Origin of the sequence: Paenibacillus sp. FSL H8-0175, assembly GCF_045040615.1 — a bacterium.
GTDB classification, from domain to species: Bacteria; Bacillota; Bacilli; order Paenibacillales; family Paenibacillaceae; genus Paenibacillus_AQ; species Paenibacillus_AQ odorifer.
Genome location: NZ_CP150299.1, coordinates 5,926,746 through 5,944,534, shown reverse-complemented (window position 1 = coordinate 5,944,534; position 17,789 = coordinate 5,926,746). Strand labels below are relative to the sequence as shown.

15 protein-coding genes, 1 pseudogene and 1 riboswitch are annotated in these 17,789 nt (G+C 45.8%); of the genes and pseudogenes, 14 read left to right on the top strand and 2 right to left on the bottom strand.

Annotated features, from left to right (window positions below; translation table 11 throughout):
- Nucleotides 1–516 carry a GNAT family N-acetyltransferase gene (locus MHH46_RS26350; RefSeq protein WP_076195275.1) on the bottom strand — a complete coding sequence of 172 codons (516 nt, stop codon included), beginning with the start codon at nt 514–516 and terminating at the stop codon, nt 1–3.
- 195 nt (nt 517–711) lie between these two features.
- Between MHH46_RS26350 and MHH46_RS26345 the strand changes: the two genes are divergently transcribed.
- The 13 genes and pseudogenes from MHH46_RS26345 to MHH46_RS26285 all read left to right on the top strand — a co-directional run bounded on the left by MHH46_RS26345 (nt 712) and on the right by MHH46_RS26285 (nt 15,335).
- Nucleotides 712–999 carry a hypothetical protein gene (locus tag MHH46_RS26345; RefSeq protein WP_036679726.1) on the top strand — a complete coding sequence of 96 codons (288 nt, stop codon included), beginning with the start codon at nt 712–714 and terminating at the stop codon, nt 997–999.
- 24 nt (nt 1,000–1,023) lie between these two features.
- A complete protein-coding gene (locus MHH46_RS26340) occupies nt 1,024–1,368 on the top strand; it encodes a hypothetical protein (RefSeq protein ID WP_036679724.1) in 345 nt (114 codons plus the stop codon).
- Nucleotides 1,365–1,667 carry a hypothetical protein gene (locus MHH46_RS26335; protein WP_051491084.1) on the top strand — a complete coding sequence of 101 codons (303 nt, stop codon included), beginning with the start codon at nt 1,365–1,367 and terminating at the stop codon, nt 1,665–1,667. The genes MHH46_RS26340 and MHH46_RS26335 overlap by 4 nt, the downstream gene beginning before the upstream one ends.
- Before the next feature lie 562 nt (nt 1,668–2,229).
- Nucleotides 2,230–2,760 carry a GNAT family N-acetyltransferase gene (locus tag MHH46_RS26330; protein ID WP_076179672.1) on the top strand — a complete coding sequence of 177 codons (531 nt, stop codon included), beginning with the start codon at nt 2,230–2,232 and terminating at the stop codon, nt 2,758–2,760.
- A gap of 669 nt (nt 2,761–3,429) precedes the next feature.
- On the top strand, nt 3,430–3,747 hold the full coding sequence (locus tag MHH46_RS26325; RefSeq protein WP_036683594.1) for a transposase: 318 nt from the start codon (nt 3,430–3,432) through the stop codon (nt 3,745–3,747).
- The gene (locus tag MHH46_RS26320) at nt 3,696–4,622 is read left to right on the top strand and encodes an IS3 family transposase (RefSeq protein WP_143762804.1); all 927 of its coding nucleotides are present in this window, start codon (nt 3,696–3,698) and stop codon (nt 4,620–4,622) included. The genes MHH46_RS26325 and MHH46_RS26320 overlap by 52 nt, the downstream gene beginning before the upstream one ends.
- A 1,778-nt stretch (nt 4,623–6,400) precedes the next feature.
- Nucleotides 6,401–6,499: riboswitch (purine riboswitch) on the top strand.
- Between the two features lie 70 nt (nt 6,500–6,569).
- The gene (locus MHH46_RS26315; RefSeq protein WP_076130441.1) at nt 6,570–7,907 is read left to right on the top strand and encodes a 5'-deoxyadenosine deaminase; all 1,338 of its coding nucleotides are present in this window, start codon (nt 6,570–6,572) and stop codon (nt 7,905–7,907) included.
- Between the two features lie 140 nt (nt 7,908–8,047).
- On the top strand, nt 8,048–8,620 hold the full coding sequence (locus MHH46_RS26310; RefSeq protein ID WP_076141513.1) for an RNA polymerase sigma factor: 573 nt from the start codon (nt 8,048–8,050) through the stop codon (nt 8,618–8,620).
- Nucleotides 8,620–9,786 carry a hypothetical protein gene (locus MHH46_RS26305; protein WP_076195123.1) on the top strand — a complete coding sequence of 389 codons (1,167 nt, stop codon included), beginning with the start codon at nt 8,620–8,622 and terminating at the stop codon, nt 9,784–9,786. Before MHH46_RS26310 ends, MHH46_RS26305 begins: the two co-directional genes overlap by 1 nt.
- Before the next feature lie 206 nt (nt 9,787–9,992).
- Nucleotides 9,993–11,891 (top strand): LTA synthase family protein, encoded by a 1,899-nt coding sequence (locus MHH46_RS26300; RefSeq protein ID WP_076130438.1) that lies wholly within the window; start codon nt 9,993–9,995, stop codon nt 11,889–11,891.
- 8 nt (nt 11,892–11,899) lie between these two features.
- Nucleotides 11,900–13,315: a hypothetical protein gene (locus tag MHH46_RS26295; protein ID WP_076130437.1), complete on the top strand. Its 1,416-nt coding sequence runs from the start codon at nt 11,900–11,902 to the stop codon at nt 13,313–13,315.
- A gap of 173 nt (nt 13,316–13,488) precedes the next feature.
- Nucleotides 13,489–14,394, top strand: a pseudogene (locus MHH46_RS26290) (IS1595 family transposase); the annotation flags it as partial.
- Nucleotides 14,395–14,420: 26 nt separating this feature from the next.
- Entirely contained in the window at nt 14,421–15,335 is a 915-nt protein-coding gene (locus MHH46_RS26285) for a phosphotransferase (RefSeq protein ID WP_076130436.1), read from the top strand.
- 325 nt (nt 15,336–15,660) lie between these two features.
- Here MHH46_RS26285 and MHH46_RS26280 read toward each other — a convergent pair whose 3' ends face one another.
- Nucleotides 15,661–16,413 (bottom strand): AAA family ATPase, encoded by a 753-nt coding sequence (locus MHH46_RS26280; RefSeq protein WP_076130435.1) that lies wholly within the window; start codon nt 16,411–16,413, stop codon nt 15,661–15,663.
- 253 nt (nt 16,414–16,666) lie between these two features.
- On the opposite strand from MHH46_RS26280, the gene MHH46_RS26275 reads away from it, so the two are divergent.
- The gene (locus MHH46_RS26275; protein ID WP_076098583.1) at nt 16,667–17,767 is read left to right on the top strand and encodes a glycosyltransferase; all 1,101 of its coding nucleotides are present in this window, start codon (nt 16,667–16,669) and stop codon (nt 17,765–17,767) included.
- Nucleotides 17,768–17,789 lie beyond the last annotated feature (22 nt).

The following is a 17,789-nucleotide window of genomic DNA, read 5'->3' as shown; positions in this document are numbered from 1 at the left end:
TCAGAGAGCTCGAGGGTTAGAAATCCTCCACCAGATTAAATCCTCAGTTTCTTTGTATCTCTCAGAGCCTAGACGCTCCAATACTTTGTGGGAGGCTGTATTATCTTTTTCAGTGTCAGCGATTACATAGACAGCTTGGGGATGGGAGAAGATCCATGCATTAATTGTGTGTAGTGCCTCTGTTGCATACCCTTTTCTTCTATATTTCTCATCAATCCCATACCCTAGAATAACCTCGCCTTTCTCATTCGGGTAACCTTTAAGGATAATGAATCCTATAATACATTGATCTTCCCGATGAACGATGGCCCAGTTCGTTAACCATAGGTAATGGTCGGGGTCCTGCTGCACCTTTTTTAGCCTGATCTGCATAGCATATTGCATTTCATCATCAAGCGCCGCACTGATGGCAGCTAAGCCTAATTGCTGCTGTAGCTCCGAATAGTTATCTATTGCTAGCGTGAGCTCTGGGGCAGTTAAAGGTATTAGATCGATACGCTTGCTTTCAAGCTTCATATATTCCCCACCAACCTTTGGTAAACTCAGGATTGTGCATTTCACATTTTAATCCTTTTAAATGTACTTAGCAATAACGTAATTTTTATGTCATTCCAGTCACGAATAGAGCCTTAACTTGTCGAGGATCCCGGCACCGTCCCGGCTCCTGCCGCATATGCTGTAGCAGGGCGTTTGAGCAAAGGAGACATGAAGGTGCAGAGTAAAATAACTAAAGTCCTGCAGCACATGGCCCATACGCACGAACAGATGGCGCGGATATTAGACGCTGAGCGCCATGTGGCTGTCCGTATGTCGCAAATTGTCCACGATCTGCCAGATGCGGAGCCTGATTTTGATGGGATCAGCGGGATGATCGAAAGCTCAACTCAGGTAAACAAGAACATTATTGCTTACTTGAATGCACTTGCAGATCTGGAAGAAGCGATGGCTGATGGGGTAGGCAGAGTGATTAAGGAATTGAACGGTCAAGAAGAAGAGTAACGCTATAGGAGCAGGAGGCGGAAGATGAGCAGAGAAAAGGCTTATCTGCAAATGCTGGAGTCCACCGCCGCCATCCAGTGGAACGTTGCGTTGATTCTGGAAGCTAAGGCGGTTGAAGCTGAAAAGGTAAAGCAGTGGGCACAGCATCATATCCACGCTAGAGCCTTTGATTCCCACAGTGAGCAACTGAAGGAGTCCCTCTCTATACACGAGGTCATCGTGGAGATGGTCGAAGGGCTGACCAAACTGGAGAACGGACTCTACAGCAATTTAAAAGCAGTGCTGGGCAGTGGTGAAGACGATGGTGGCGGGGAAGGTTTTGGAGACATGTCAGGTGATGGCTTTAGTTTTGGAGAAGACAGCAAATGAGCGGGGACCGTCTCTCTGAACATGCCGTCAAGCTGGAGATGATTCGCTCCATTTCGCGCAGTCAGGCTGCTTTGGCGGCCATCTTGGAGAGCATCGCCGAATTGACGGAGCAATCTGAGTTGACGGCCCGCAAATTGAGCGACAATATCAGGATTTTAAGTGGGTATCAGAGTGCGATGTGCCGGATGATGTCCGGGATTTCACTACATCGTCCTAAACGGGGAATTCCTGCTGCGCCATGGCTGAGCAAGGCATACGCCGTAGGAACCTCCAGAGAACATGGAGCACAGGAGGAGTAGAAGCATGAAGAAAAAAGCCGCAGAACGCTACGTTCAGGCAGAACCCGTAGACGCACATTGCTGCTCTCGCGGAAAGCAAAAGTTCGTAAAGGGCTAGCCCGTAAATCCCGCAGAGTTCTTGCCCGGAAAACTGCTCGTTATGGGAAGTCAAAGAAAGGCCTATTGCTACGCAAGAAAAGAAGACTTCGTCGCAAGCTTGTTCGTAAAGTAAGGGTTGCGCAGCCACCGGTGATTGTGGTACCCGTGAGCGAGGCTCCGCCTGCTCCACAGGTAATTCCGCTCCCCCCGGAGCTGGGCGTTTCGCCGGAAACGCCTCCGGCAGACGCCTTTCAACAGGGCTACACCGAAGCATACAACGTGGGGTTCGACGCCGGTTTCGCCAAGGGCTTCGAGGACGGGCATAAGCTGGAATTCAGCTAGGAGACACAGATGACAAGATCCGCTCCGTCCGTGAGCGGGTCTTGGGGTTTTCGTGCGGACTGGTTTGCTGCGCTGCCGATGTGATAAACTTCATAATGAAAGTGAAAATAATATGAGGTTAAGATGAAGGCAGGGATGATTCATGGGTACTGAGATTCGCAGAGCACGCAAAGATGAGATTGATGAAATTATGGAGCTGATTGCCAAATGCGTACAGGTGATGCAAGCAGGTGGCAGCGATCAGTGGGACGAGCATTATCCGAACCGGGAGATCATCTCCCTTGATATTGAACGTGGCAATCTATGGGTATGTGAGGAGAACAATGCGGTGGCCGGCATTCTAGTGTTGGACGAGCATCAATCTGAGCAGTATGGGAAGATTGACTGGACTGAAACGCAAGGGCCTCATTTAATTATGCATAGATTGGCTGTGCATCCCGAAGTGCAAGGGAAGGGAATTGCACGCCGTCTTAGCACTTATGCAGAAGAATATGCTCGCCAGAATGGTTATTCCAGTATCCGTCTGGATACATATGCTAAGAACACTGGGGCACTCGCCCTATATCCCAAGTTAGGTTATGATCGCAGGGGTGAAGTAACTTTTCCGGGGCGCACCGCTAATTTTCCGGTGTTCGAGAAGGTTCTAGAAAAGCACGGAAATTCGGAAGCTTAACATAGCAAGAGAACCGGAGGATATCTCAGAGCCATCAAATGGCTGCTGGGATATCCTCTTTTTTCGTGAAAATAACACCTTTCTCTAAACAAAAACTTTGTTTGATTAGGTAGCATTTGCGCATTTGCGCTTACGAAAACCCTGCTCAAAAGGCGATAAAAGTGCAAATAGCGTCAGCTGGGTCCGAAACCTGATCAATAAGCGAAAATATGCAAATAGCGTCATCTGGGTCCATAAGCATCAGCAGTTGAGTATGACTCGATAGTAACGGACCCAGATGACCTTAAACGTGGAATTTTCCCACATTTGGGATGCTATCGGACTCCAGCGCAGCTATTACTATAAAACACACTGCATATGGACCTGTTTCGAGGGAATAGCGTCACAGGAGTCCGAAACCCTGCTCAAAAGGCGATAAATGTGCAAATAGCGTCATCTGGGTCCATAAGCATCAGCAGTTGAGTATGACTCGACACTATCGGACCCAGATGACCTTAAACGTGGAAGTTTCCCACATTTGGGATGCTATCGGACTCCAGCGCAGCTATTGGTATAAAACACACTACATATGGACCTGTTTCGAGGGAATAGCGTCACTGGTGAAGCTAGAATAAAAAGTGGACAGTAGTTAACAGACTGGCGATAATGAGTCCACGGAGGTGTGTTCACATGGGAGAACATCGACAACGGTATAACGAAGAATTTAAAAAACAGACAGTGCAGTTCATTCAAGAGCAAACAAAGACAGTGGGCGACTTGGCGGAAGAGCTCAACATCCCAAAAAGTACCCTGCATCAATGGATGAGCCAGTATCGAGAACTAAAGAATGAACCGGCAGCTAGCGTGGATCGAGTACGGGAACTCGAGGCACAGTTGAAAGAAATGAGCCGTCAACTTCAAGAAAAAGATAACAAGATTGCCGATGTGGAAGAGGAATTAGCGATCGTAAAAAAAGCAGTGCACATCTTCAGCAAACCAAGGAACTGAGATTCCAGTTTATTGAAAAACATCGCTCCGAGTTTCTCTTGGAGAAGATGTGCATGACCCTACATGTGTCACGGAGCGGGTACTACAAGTGGCGGACAGAAAAAACCAGTACGCATATGCTTCGTAAGGCTGCGATAATGAAGCGAATTCAGTATCATTTTGCAGACCATCAAAAGCGGTATGGGAGTCCGAAGATCACCCGCCTGTTACATCAAGAAGGTTATACCGTTACCGAACGCACGGTGAGTGTGTACATGCGACATATGAAGCTTCGCTCCATTGTCTCCAAAACGTATCGCGTACAGACCACTGACTCCAATCATGACCATCCGATTGCCCCGAATACGCTTAACCAGCAATTTAAAATACGCAAACCCAATTCAGTATGGGTTACCGACATTACGTACATTCCTTGCCGGGGAGGGCGCTTGTACCTGGCTAGTGTGATGGACCTTTGCACGCGCGAAATCGTGGGGTGGCGCTTGGAGAACCATATGGAAACCAGCTTGATTTCGGGCGCTTTACAAGATGCTTACGAAGCTAAACAACCGGAAAAGGGTCTATTACATCACTCCGATAGAGGTTCTCAATATACTTCTCATGAATACACGAAGCAGTTGAAAGCGTATGGCATGGAGTCCAGCATGAGCCGCAGAGGTAACTGTTATGATAACGCCTGCATCGAGTCGTGGCACAGCATTTTGAAAAAGGAGCTCATTTATTGTAATCCGCGATTCAAAACTAAGGAGCAAGCCTACCAGACACTTTTTCAATATATTGAGTTTTACTATAACCGCAAGCGAATGCATGGCGCGCTGGGTTATCTTTCTCCAGTTCGTTTTGCTGAGCAATTGACTAGAACGTCTGTTGCGTGACTGTCCACTTTCTTGACAGAGGTCCATGGAGTCCGAAATTTTGCTCAAAGGCGATAAATGTGCAAATAGCGTCATTGGAGTCCGAAACCCTGATCAATAAGCGAAAATATGCAAATAGCGTCATCTGGGTCCATAAGCATCAGCAGTTGAGTATGACTCGATAGTAACGGACCCAGATGACCTTAAACGTGGAATTTTCCCACATTTGGGATGCTATCGGACTCCAGCGCAGCTATTACTATAAAACACACTGCATATGGACCTGTTTCGAGGGAATAGCGTCACTGGAGTCCGAAACCCTGCTCCAAAGGCGATAAGTGTGCAAATAGCGTCATCTGGGTCCGAAAGCATCAGTGGCAGAGTATGACTCGACACTATCGGACCCAGATGACCTTAAAAGTGGAATTTTCCCACATTTGGGATGCTATCGGACTCCAGCGCAGCTATTGGTATAAAACACACTGCATATGGACCTGTTTCGAGGGAATAGCGTCACTGGAGTCCGAAACCCTGCTCCAAAGGCGATAAATGTGCAAATAGCGTCATTGGAGTCCGAAACCCTGCTCAAAAGGCGATAAGTGTGCAAATAGCGTCATCTGGGTCCATAAGCATCAGCGGCTGAGTATGACTCGACAGTAACGGAACCAGATGACCTTAAACGTAGAATTTCCCCACATTTGGAATGCTATCGGACTCCAGCGCAGCTATTGCTATAAAACACACTGCATATGGAACTGTTTCGAGGGAATAGCGTCACTGGAGTCCGAAACCATGCTCAAAAAGCGAAAAATGTGCAAATAGCGTCATCTGGGTCCGAAAGTATGGAGGATTATGACTCACCAGTGGTGTGGACGTAGCGAGAGCAGTAGAAGCAGAAGCAGAAGTAGATGTAGATGTAGATGTAGACGTAGCAGTGCAGAAATAAGAGTAGTGTAGGGACAGTAGTAGTAGCAGAAGCAGTAGATGTAGCAGTGTAATAGTCGCAAGGGGAACATAGATGTGCAGAAGTAGAAGTAGTGTAGGGACAGTAGTAGCAGAAGCAGTAGAAGTAGCAGTGGAGTAGGCGCAGGGAGAAAGTAAAGGTGCAGAAGTAGGAGTATAGTAGGAGCTGTAGTTGTAGTTGTTGTAGCAGTAGACGTAGCAGTGTAATAGGCGCAAGGGGAACGTAGAAGTGCAGAAATAAGAGTAGTGTAGTAGCAGTAGTAGAAGCAGTATCAGTAGACGTAGCAGTGGAGTGGGCGCAAGGAGAATGTAGGAGTGCAGAAGCAGTGGAGTAGGCGTAGGGGAGAAATACAAGAAGCCGAAGCAGTGCAGAAGTAGCAGTTGAGTAGCAGTAGGGTCGGCATAGGTCAGTTAGATGAATAGAGCTAGACGTACACTTTCGGGCTCTGACCAGTTTATCATATTGCGCTATATGCACAGCGGTTTAGCACAACGCGTTAGAGTAAGCAGAGATACTGTCCGAAATGGTCGACCTAATCGTGCGAAATGGCCGACCTAATCGAACGAAACGGCTGTCTCTTAAGCCGTGAAATAGCTCTCGGATAGCTTATTTTCTATGTTTTCCTGACAGTAAATCTGACGCAAAGTACAGGGTATCGTGATCGAAATTTTCTTCGAACAGAATAATCGTGATCATAAATCGAATTATGTTATTTAAAATAACATAAAATACTGAATCACTTTTATGAAACAGTATTAATAAAACGAAATCAATTTTATGTGTCATATATATTGACATGTAACCTGTCTTTAGATTATTATTGGACTATTCAAATTACAAATGAATAGTCTTTTTTCGTATATCCTTAATAATTGGTTTAAGGGTCTCTACCGGGAACCGTAAATTTCTGGCTACGAAAATATGCTCAGGCATATTTTTGTGGCCTTTTTGTGTTACAAGCGTGAAGTTGTGCTGGAATTAACTCAATGAGGGGGAGAAGGTCTATGGGAAATATTTTGATCAAAAATGCCGAAATCATTACGATGAACAAGCAAGAGGAAATTATACACGGGGATGTCCGGATTAAGGATGATCTCATTGTTGAAATCGGCACTGGCCTGATCCCGCAGGGCGACGAACAGATCATTGATGCTACGAACCGTACATTAATTCCGGGTTTTATTCAGACTCATATTCATTTATGCCAGACGTTATTCCGTGGTAAAGGGGACGATCTGGAGCTGATGGATTGGCTGCGCAAACGAATCTGGCCATTAGAGGCCGCGCATGATGAAGAATCCCTTTATTATTCGGCTATGCTTGGCATTGGCGAACTGATCACCAGCGGCACGACGACGATTGTGGATATGGAGACTGTCCATCATACGGATTTTGCGTTTCAGGCTATAGCTAAAAGTGGAATCCGGGCCTTGTCCGGCAAGGTGATGATGGATCAAAAAGGGGGAGATGTGCCTGAGGCGCTGCAGGAGGATACCGCATCTTCTTTGCAGGAAAGTGTCGATCTACTGGAAAAATGGAATGGTTATGGAAACGGCCGGATTCAGTATGCATTTTCTCCACGTTTTGTGATTTCCTGTACAGAGCCTTTATTAACCGAGGTGCGGGATCTGTCCGCAAGATACGATGTGAAGGTGCATACTCATGCGTCTGAGAATTTAGGGGAAATTGAGATTGTGCAGGCCATGACTGGCATGCGTAACATCGTCTATCTGGATCATCTAGGATTAGCCAATGAACGGCTTATACTGGCGCATTGCGTGTGGCTGGATGCTGAGGAGCGGCGGATTTTGCGGGATCGAGGGGTGCATGTAAGTCATTGCCCGGGTTCCAATCTGAAATTGGCCTCCGGAATTGCCGACACACCAGGGATGCTTCATGAGCATGTTTCTCTTAGTCTGGGAGCGGATGGCGCTCCATGCAATAACAATCTGGATATGTTTAATGAGATGCGATTGGCGGCGATTATTCAAAAGCCTCATCACGGACCCACAACCATGGATGCCCGCAGTGTATTCCGTATGGCTACTATTGGTGGGGCGAAGGCCGTAGGGATGGAGGATAAGATCGGGAGTATCGAGGTAGGCAAAAAAGCAGATCTAGTGCTCCTGAATCTCTACAATTTTCATACCTTCCCCTCTTACGACGTAGATCCCATCTCTAGAATTGTATATTCCGCTACGCGGGCAGATGTGGAGACAACGATAATCGACGGGGAGATCGTGATGGAAAGAGGTTTGCTAAAGACTGTGGATAAAGAAATTGTACTAAATGAAGCTAACCGTTCTATTAAAAGATTACTCACGCATACCTCGATCGTTTGAGGGGAAAGGTCGATTCGGATTCGGATATCTTATCATTCGCAGGGGATCATCACTGGACCCCCTGTTTTTTTATGAGAAAATATGAACATAAGGGAACTAAAGTGCCTTTTATGAGGTCGTATTAAGTGAGGTGAAGCTAATTGGAACTGGAAGGTCTTCAGCATAGCGAGACGATGAATGAACAGCAACTAAGAGAAATCATGAGCCGTTACGGAGAGGATATATGGAATTATATCTATTATCTTACCAAAAATTCTGAACAAGCCGATGATCTGGCTCAAGAAGTATTTATTAAATGTTATTACCGGATTGGAACGTACCGGGGGAATTCTTCATTTAAAGCATGGTTGCTTACGATTGCCAGGAATACTGTTTTTTCGCACCGGAAATCGCGCTTTTTTCGTTCGGGCTTATGGGGTGGTGTACAGCCATTGTCCACGGTTGATGTGGAGCAGCGGGAAAAAACTATCGAACCTATTGGCGTAGCCCGATCTGCGGAGATGGAGTATTTGGGTAATCAGTCCATTGGTGAGATATGGGATCTAATTATGGCATTGTCTCCAAAGCTGCGCGAAATATTGGTCCTGGATTTGAAATATGAGCTCTCTATAAAAGAAATAGCTGAACTGATGAACTTGAGTCACGGAACGGTAAAATCAAGATTGCACCGAGCGCGGCAAAAAATTCAGAACAAATTAAAGGGGGTAGAATGATGGAGGATCATAAACCGGAATGGTATGCTCAGGCCCGAAAAGGACCTTTTGGAAATGAAAAGTTTACTATGAGGCATGCAGACAACGTCATTCGCCGAATTCAAGAAGATCAACAGGGAGCGAAATCTTACTCAGGAAAAAGACTGCCTGTGCAATTGTTGGCTGTGGCGGGTTTTATTGTATTGTTGGGCTTAGGTGTATTCTTTCTGAACGGAAGGTTCCTCGGTAATGATTCAAGCAACCCTGCGCAAACTGAGGTTTCGTCGCATTTCACGGAGGCTGAGCTACAGCGGAACGCAGATCAGGTGATGCAGAGTTTACTTGGAAAGACTTATCCGCTAGATCACCGGGAATGGCTTAAGGAGCAACAGCAGATATTTTACTCTTACCAGAAAGGTGAGGACTCCGCATATATCTGGATCAATTATGAGACAGGAGAACTGGTGCAAACGAAGATGAGTAGGATTCTGACAGCTGCGGAGATCGACGCTGAAATGAATACCCGTGCGGAAGAGATCAAGGGCAAACTGGGTTATGCGAATGATTCAGCTTATGAAGTGCTCAGATACGTTGAATATGATGTTACACAACATTCTGGCGTGAAAATTGAGAATAACTTTAGGGCGGAGAAATGGCGTATCGGATTTGTAAATGGTGAATTCGATTACGCATCAGCCACGCTTGAGGCCTCGACGGTTTCAGAAGAGATGCGTCAAGCTGGGGAAGAGGCATTGAAGGTGTTGAGAGGTAACGGAGGTGATGAAGAGCTTAGTTTAGTATTTCGGGCTATGGACAAGGATCAGGATACGCTTACGCTGCAATACGGATCAAAGATTTCGGTTACGTTCGATACTGTTACTAGAAGGATTGAGCAGATTAGTGATACAAATCCTCGTGCTAGTGATAAAACAGATCCCAAACAACTAACGGTATTAGACCGGGAGCTGTCTCTAATTGATGGGGATCGCCTACGTGAGAAGGCAGCACCTCTGCTGACTAAGATATTTAGCGTTGCTGATGTGGGCGAATATAGCTTGCTTAAAAGAGATCAGGAGCCCGGGAATCTCACCTTTCATAAGCTTGGCAGTCCTGAGATCACTGTATATTATGATAGTGATTTAACGATCTGGAAGGTAAAAGAGGATTTGCCAGCAAGCCAGTTTTAGATTGAAAGGCATAACATAATAGGCTTAAATAGGGAGGTTCCACAGCCGAAAAGGCGTGGGATTTCCCTATTTGTAGTGGGAGCGAACGGTGCACATTTTTGATAAAAAAAGTAAGTATTGTTATACTAGAACAATCTGATATTTTACAGAAAAGATGAATAGAGTTCATAATCAGAACAAATGAAAAGGTAAGAGGGGATTAAAACGTGAAAAAGCACGGGCCGAATCGAGCTCAGTTCTATATTGTTGTCCTGCTGCTATGGTTGAAGCTGCTCCTGCTGAGAGTGCTGTTCTTTGATAGAATTGCTTGGGAATGGATTGCAGCAGATGTTGCTCCAGTCCTCTTCATCATGGGGATACTGGCGGTCATTACTCCTTCGCGGGTGAGAACAGCCGTCTATTGGACATTTAACGGGATATTATCGCTGCTGCTGTTCGCAGCCAGTGTATATTTCAATCACTTTGGTTCTGTTCCTACGTATCTGGCTTTATATGAACTGAATCAGGTGTTTCAAGTGAAGGCAAGCGTAGAATCAACGATACAGACTATTGATTATTTATTTTTCGCTGATTTTGTGATCATGGCAATCTATGTCTTGATCCGCAGATGGAAGCATGGAAAAGCCTATCCGCGTGGGCGTGAGCGATTCAGCTCCCGGAACACACGATTGGCACATATGATGGTGATTCTGGTGGCTATTCTTGGAGGTTTTGCTTTATCGGCCAATTCTGTCAATTCTGCGCGGGGAATTACAAATGAGCTTGTGCAGGCAGAAAGTGCCGGATTCCTGAATTATGAGGTCGTTGCCGCAATTAAGGTCAAGGAAGATAACAATCTCATTGGAACCGGAGATATTAAGGATACCATCGCGAAGATTGATGAGCTACAAGCTTCCTATCCTTATAGTAGTAAGGCCGCGGGCACAGCACCTGATTATTTTGGCTCGCAAAAGGGCAAAAATGTAATTGTCATCCAAATGGAAGCTTTCCAAAACTTCCCGCTGCATCAATCCCTGAAGGGTCAAGAGCTGACTCCAGTGTTGAACAAGTTGGCAGATGAGGGATTTTACTTCCCCCATGTCTACCAGCAGATTGGTCCGGGCAATACTTCTGACGCTGAATTTATGAGCAACACGTCGATTTATCCAATCGGGACCTTGGCAATGTCCACTGGATTCGGGGACAGGGAACTGCCGAGCCTACCACGTCTGCTGAGAGATAAAGGATATGAGGCGTACACCTTTCACGTGAATCAAGTGGGTTTTTGGAATCGGAATGAGCTATATCCTGCACTTGGATTTAACGGCTATTATGATAAAGATTATTTTACCAATGATCATTTTAATGCGTTTGGTGCTTCCGATGAACAGCTTTATATTACGGGTGTCGAGAAATTGGCAGAGCTGCAGAAGAAAGGAACTCCTTTCTACGCACAAATGGTGACGGCGTCCAGCCATCATCCCTTCCAAATTCCGGACTCTTTTAAGAAGATTTCAGTGCCTGATGAGTTAAAAAACACGATGCTTGGCGATTATTTGACTGCTATTAACTATACTGATTATGCCATTGGAACTTTAATAGAGGGTTTGAAGAAAAATGGAATGTGGGATAACACTGTGCTGGTGATGTATGGCGATCATTTTGGCTTGCAGCCGCAGGATGTGCCACCGGAGCAAGTAGAAAGTGCGTTGGGGATTCCATACGATTCCCGGATCAGTCGCTTTAATATTCCATTGATTGTACATGTACCAGGAATGGTGCAAGGGAAGGTAGTAGAGAGAACAGGTGGACAGTTGGATATTCTTCCTACGATAGCTAACCTATTGGGGGTTTCTTTAAAAGAAGAAGGTTATACAGCATTTGGTCATGATCTCTTGAACATTGATCGTAATGTGTTAGGAATGCGGTATTATTTGCCTTCTGGTTCTTTCTTTAATGATGATATTCTCTATGTGCCTGGTAAAGATTTTGCTGATGGTAAAGCTGTGTCGCTGGATACGCTTAAGCCAGTATCGGATTTCACAAAATATCAGACTGATTATGAGTATATTTTGAAGCTAATGAATTTGTCCGACGAATATGTGAAGCTGTTACCACAGAGATAGGGGGAATCATGAAAAAGTTCTGGAAACCGGAGTATCTCGTAGGCCTTGCCGGCTGCGGTATCATTATTTATTTGCTATTCGTAGGGCCATTTATTGGTGTTGCCGATAACGGAGATTTTCTGCGTATGATGAATACCATCGGTCTGAACTACTATGACACTGGAGCATCGTATGCCGACCAGTTTTTCAATTTTAGTCATTCCAGTTTTGCTTATGAAAATTTATTTAGAGGTTTTTATCCTTCCTCACAGATTTTAATAGTACTTGTGCCGAGATTGATCGGCGGGCTCATCCATGGCAGCTTTTTTGATGTTCGTTTGCTGGGTGCAGTTTATGGGCTTCTTTTACTGGCGGCAACTTGGCTGCTGGTGAAGTATAATGCTCGTGGCTCTTATGTTACAGGGCTGCTGTTGGGAGCAGCTATCTTATTTGTGTTTTACGATATCGGGTATGTGGCCTATTTCAACTCCTTGTTTGGAGAACCAGTGTCGATGGTGTTTATGCTGCTGACATTTGCATTAGGATTAAGATTAACCAGCCAAGAGAAGCCAACCACTAAAGGATTAACTTTGTTTTTTATCGCAATTCTGTTTCTGGTCACCTCCAAAATCCAGAATGCACCGATTGGGATTGCCTTTGCTCTGATTTTCTTGCGGTTTATGATGCTTGACGGAGAGGGCAAATGGAGGAAGCTGGCTTTACGTTTTTCGATTGCCATCTTTCTTGTATCCATCGTTTTGTATGTGGCAGCGCCAAAAGATCTGAAGCATATTAATCTGTATCAAACGGTGTTTTTTGGGATTTTAAACGAATCGCCGGATGTGAAGGGAGACTTGCAGGATCTCGGATTGCCGGAGCGGCTGGAGGTACTGGCGGGTACAAATTATTTTCAGACCGATACAGTGATTAAGCAGGATGATCCTTCGCTGGTTCCGGACTTCTATGACCGTGTATCTCATAAAGATGTATTGTTCTTCTATCTGAAGCATCCGGACCGGTTGATAGATAATATGAAATATGCTGCGAGTAACAGCATGGCGATTCGCCCGTATTATCTAGGAAACTACGAGAAAAGCGAGAATAAACCAGCAGGTGCATTATCCTATACTTACAGTGCATGGAGCCAATTCAAAAACAAACATATTCCGCACACGCTCGGATTTCTCTCCATATTCTATCTGGTGTATTTTGCGGGAGCTTTGTTCCAGTATTTCCGCAGCAGAGATATTCGTGGCAAAGTTGCCGGCGAGCTGCTGATGCTGCTAGGGCTAATAGGGATTTTCTCCTTCTTGGTTCCGATTCTTGGGGACGGAAGGGCTGACATCGGTAAGCATTTATTCTTGTTTAATGTGTGCTTCGATATGATGGTTGTAGTCATGTTTGGATGGATTGTACACAAGCTGACGGGGATTGCGAGACGCTAATTTCAAGCATCTATCAAACACAAAATAACACAAAGCAAACAGCAAGTTTTCGATTTGGAGACCTGCTGTTTTTTTATAAATATGACTATGTTAAACTTTGTTGTTGATGTTTGATAATTACGAACAAGCGTTCTATAATAAGGGCAATATAACTGTTCGGAGATGATTTGCCCATGGATTTAAAGGAACTGAAAAAGCTTGCTGATACGTTGGACGATAATGGTAAGCGAGAACTTATCTACTTTTTGCAGTCCCGAACCAAGGGAGTGGCACTTCCAGTTCGAGCGATTGATGAAATTCAAGAGCAGAAGCATAAAGATGGACTTGTTTGCCCGCATTGCAAAAACCATTCTGTTGTTAGATTTGGAAAGTAGGCTGTAAGAACACGCACTGGAGAGGTTAAACGTCAACGTTACCGTTGTAAGTCCTGTCGCCAAACATTCAATGACCTTACGAACACCCCTCTGCAACGAATGAGGCGACCTCATATGTGGGTTCGTTTTATCGAATGCATGATTGAGGGCTTTTCTCTGAGAAAATGTGCAGAGCAGTTAAACGATGAAGTCACGCATGTCACCTTGTTTTACTGGCGGCATAAGATTCTTTCCGCTCTGAAGCAGATTCCAACCGAAGCATTTCAAGATATTGTTGAAATGGACGAGACCTACTTTCTTTACTCGGAAAAGGGCAAGCGGAATATTACCGAACGCAAGCCACGTAAACGTGGCGGCAAAGCGAAATATCGTGGTATAAGCCACGATCAAGTGTGCGTGCTGGTTGCCCGTGACCGTCAGAAAATGACTTACTCTGGCGTACTTGGGCGTGGACGTATTCGGATTACAAAATTAGACGAAGCGATTGGTGGTCATCTATCTGACTCAAACGTGTTATGCACTGATTCATGGAGGGCATTTAGCTCCTATGCGAATTCAAAAGGCATGACTCATTACCGATTCAAGACCGACGGAAAACAACGTGTGAAAGGCGTGTACCATATCCAAAACGTAAACAGCTACCACAGCCGCTGGAAGAAATGGATGGATCGCTTCACTTTTAGGGAATGTAAACATCTAAATAACGTAAGGAACGAGGAGGCAGACAATTCATGGGAGGAACGAATGTATGGGATGCGGAGTGGGAGGTTAACGAAGAGCAGGCGCGGACGCTGATCGGCAGACAATTCCCTCAGCTGTCATCGAAGCAAGTGAAGCGATTGGGCTGGGGCTGGGACAATACGGTTTTTCTCATCGGTGACGAGTACGTGTTCCGGTTTCCAAGAAGAACGATTGCAGTTGGCTCGATTCGTATGGAAGGGAAGCTGCTGCCAAAGCTGGAGACATATATAACCATCCCCTATCCGAAACCGTTGTTTTATGGCGAAGCAAGTGACGAATACCCGGCACCATTTCTTGGCTATGACTACGTGCTAGGAGATTTCCCAATCGGCTTGACGGAAGAACGCCGGGCTTTATCGGCAGAGACGCTGGCGAAATTTTTGCGGAGATTGCATGAGTTTCCGGTGCAGGCGGCGCTGGAGTGCGGAGTTCAGCAAGATCATCGAAACTTGACGGACATAGCATCGCGCAAAGTGAAATTGGAGGGCTTTCTATCGAAGGTGGTTGAACACTTGTCGCCGGAGGAGTCCGGTGTGATCGAAGCGTATATTAGCAGGCTGAAAAAGGACCGTGTCGAGGCGGTGAATGCACTGCTACATGGCGATCTTCATTTCAAAAATATGCTTGTGAATGAGAACGGGATCGTTTCCGGCATCATTGATTGGGGCGATCTGAGCGTAGGCCATCCGGCTTGCGATTTGAGCGTTGCTTATAGCTTTTTACCACCTTACGCTCGCGGCGTGTTTTTCGAAACGTACGGAGGAGCGGACGAGGAAACGAAGCTACTGGCGCGGCTAATCGCGGTATACATCCCCATACTGATCTTAATGCAAGCGGTCGATGACGGGAATGAAGCAATTGCGGCAGAGGCGAAATCCAACATCATGCGGGCACTGTCGGATTAGGCTTATTATTTCGTTGCGGCTATGGGGCTATGGCTATCGGCACCATTTTGTCGTTTAAAGGCCGCGATAAGGTACGATCCGCCTTCTCTGATGCCGCTTTATGTTGAGGAACACGAAATTCAACAGAGTAAGTCGTTGCGCTAACGGGACACGATAGCAATAAACCGCCTTTTCAACGAAGGCGGTTTTCTTATGGTCAAATATCAACATTAGAATTTAACATAGCCTATAATATAAGAATTTATATGTTCCATGTTGTAAATTATCCTTATATTTCTCGCTTAAACGCTTACCGTCCTTAAAGGGACGTCGAAGTCGTGTATGCTTATTCATCTTCAAATAACTCACGCAACATCCCTTGACGATCGTTCATAAACGCTTTGGTCACGGTATAATGTTCGGTTTCCTCCAAGGCGACGGACCGTATTCCCTCCCCCTCCAAGAGAAAAATTTCAGCACCGGGATAGGACATCAGAATGGGGGAATGAGTTGCGATAATGAACTGTGAATCCTGTCCGACCAGCTCATGCATACGCACCAGCAGAGACATTTGACGTAAGGGGGAAAGCGCTGCTTCAGGCTCGTCGAGGATATAAAGGCCGCGGCCGCCGAAACGGTGAACGAATGTAGCTAAAAAAGACTCTCCGTGGGACTGCTCATGCAGAGATTTACCTCCGTAGGAGTCTTTGATCGGTGGGCCACCGGGTTGTTCATCCAACTCATCAATATAAGAAGCCACATTATAGTAACTCTCCGCACGCAGAAAAAAGCCGTCCTTCGGCCGTCTAACCCCTCTAGCAATTCTAAAATACTCATAAAGATTCGAATGCGAGGAACGAGTGTTAAAAGAAAAGTTTAGCGTTCCACCCTCAGGGTTAAAGCCCCAAGCAGCAGCAATTCCCTCTAACAAGGTTGATTTGCCTGTGCCGTTCTCTCCAACAAGAAAGGTCACTGGTTTTTGAAAAGTCAGGCGATCCAGCGTTCGAACAGCAGGCAGATGAAATGGATAGGTTTGAAAGGATGGCACCAGATCACGCAGCAGCTCCGCGTGTCGCAAATACAACGTGGTGTTATTCATAGTTCCCCCCTTGTGAATTTCAAAAAGTAATCATCTTCGGACAGATTGGACAGAGATGACAAGTTTAGTGCCTCTAGCTAGACCTTTATAGTATAACAGCATCCAGCGAGTGGATGAAATCTGGTGGGGTTCGGGCAAGCCGGGCAAAAGACAGGGTACATCTGCCAATTTAGTTCTAGTAATGACAGATGTCCATGAGGCGAGTGCTGACTCCGCATATAGTTATACTGTCTTGAGAATACAACGGGGCAGGGTGAAGGCCGTGAAAGCGAAAAGGAGAAAACACAAGCGTCCGCGAGATTATCGCGACGGTTATCACGAAGGATATCGTCTTGGCATGTGTGAGGCTGTGCAGCGTCGGAGTACTGTAGAGGTCGAAGCCTGTCGGCCATTTAAGCTAATGTATGTTCCTCAAGGGTTCCATGCAATCGATACTGGGGTAATTGAGGCGCTTCAGCAGCTTGTAAGTGAGCTTGTGATAAGCACTCCAGAAACTATGCTGGAGACCGCAGCTCGGGAGATGCCCGGGGCAGTGCTGGTTATGAATGGACTGCATGTTTTTCCGGAAAATCATTTAGAACAGATTACAGAAATCAGAAAGCTGGGCATTCGGACTGCGATCTGGTTTGTGGATGATCCTTATTTTACAGAGGATACTTCAGTGATTTGCCGGCATTATGATCACGTCTTTACGCATGAGCTCGGTTGTGTGGAGTTTTATCAATCCTTTGGAGTTCCATCCGTTCATTATTTACCGCTTTGCGTCAATCCAAAGATGTTCTATCCGCGCCGTACGGCACCGCAGTATAAGTACGACATTGTGTTTATTGGCAATGCATTTCATAATCGGACAGCGCTGTTTGATGAACTTGCCCCCTATTTAAAGGATAAGAAGGTGCTGATCGCTGGCGGCTTCTGGGAACGGCTTGCGACTTATGACCAGCTTGCCCCTTTTATTAGCAATGGCTTTATCCCACCTGAGGAAACTGCGAACTATTACAGTGGTGCAAAGCTAGTCATTAATATTCACCGTCCGTGGGAGGAGGGGCAGGATAACCGGAATAGCTTCCGTTTACCATCACGCTCTATCAACCCACGTACTTATGAGATCAGTGCCTGCGGTACTATGCAGCTTACGGATGTTCGTGAGGATCTGGGCAATTATTATCGGCCAGGTTATGACTTGGATACTTTTGGCTCTGCTAAGGAATTGCAGGAGAAGATTGAGTACTATCTGAAGCATGAAAAAGAGCGCCGAATTTACGCTTTACGGGGACTACAGACAACCATGCGGAACCATACATTCACTGCGCGTTTGCCTCATTTGCTGAATGTGATTGCTTCAAGTGTATGAAATCTATAACGGGATAAAGGAG

Excerpts from the sequence above, each read along its gene's own strand:
- MHH46_RS26285 (WP_076130436.1), top strand. The coding sequence starts at position 14,421 with ATGGGAGGAACGAATGTATGGGATGCGGAGTGGGAGGTTAACGAAGAG.
- MHH46_RS26315 (WP_076130441.1), top strand. The coding sequence starts at position 6,570 with ATGGGAAATATTTTGATCAAAAATGCCGAAATCATTACGATGAACAAG.
- MHH46_RS26280 (WP_076130435.1), bottom strand. The coding sequence starts at position 16,413 with ATGAATAACACCACGTTGTATTTGCGACACGCGGAGCTGCTGCGTGAT.
- MHH46_RS26335 (WP_051491084.1), top strand. The coding sequence starts at position 1,365 with ATGAGCGGGGACCGTCTCTCTGAACATGCCGTCAAGCTGGAGATGATT.
- MHH46_RS26330 (WP_076179672.1), top strand. The coding sequence starts at position 2,230 with ATGGGTACTGAGATTCGCAGAGCACGCAAAGATGAGATTGATGAAATT.
- MHH46_RS26295 (WP_076130437.1), top strand. The coding sequence starts at position 11,900 with ATGAAAAAGTTCTGGAAACCGGAGTATCTCGTAGGCCTTGCCGGCTGC.
- MHH46_RS26340 (WP_036679724.1), top strand. The coding sequence starts at position 1,024 with ATGAGCAGAGAAAAGGCTTATCTGCAAATGCTGGAGTCCACCGCCGCC.
- MHH46_RS26325 (WP_036683594.1), top strand. The coding sequence starts at position 3,430 with ATGGGAGAACATCGACAACGGTATAACGAAGAATTTAAAAAACAGACA.
- MHH46_RS26350 (WP_076195275.1), bottom strand. The coding sequence starts at position 516 with ATGAAGCTTGAAAGCAAGCGTATCGATCTAATACCTTTAACTGCCCCA.
- MHH46_RS26305 (WP_076195123.1), top strand. The coding sequence starts at position 8,620 with ATGGAGGATCATAAACCGGAATGGTATGCTCAGGCCCGAAAAGGACCT.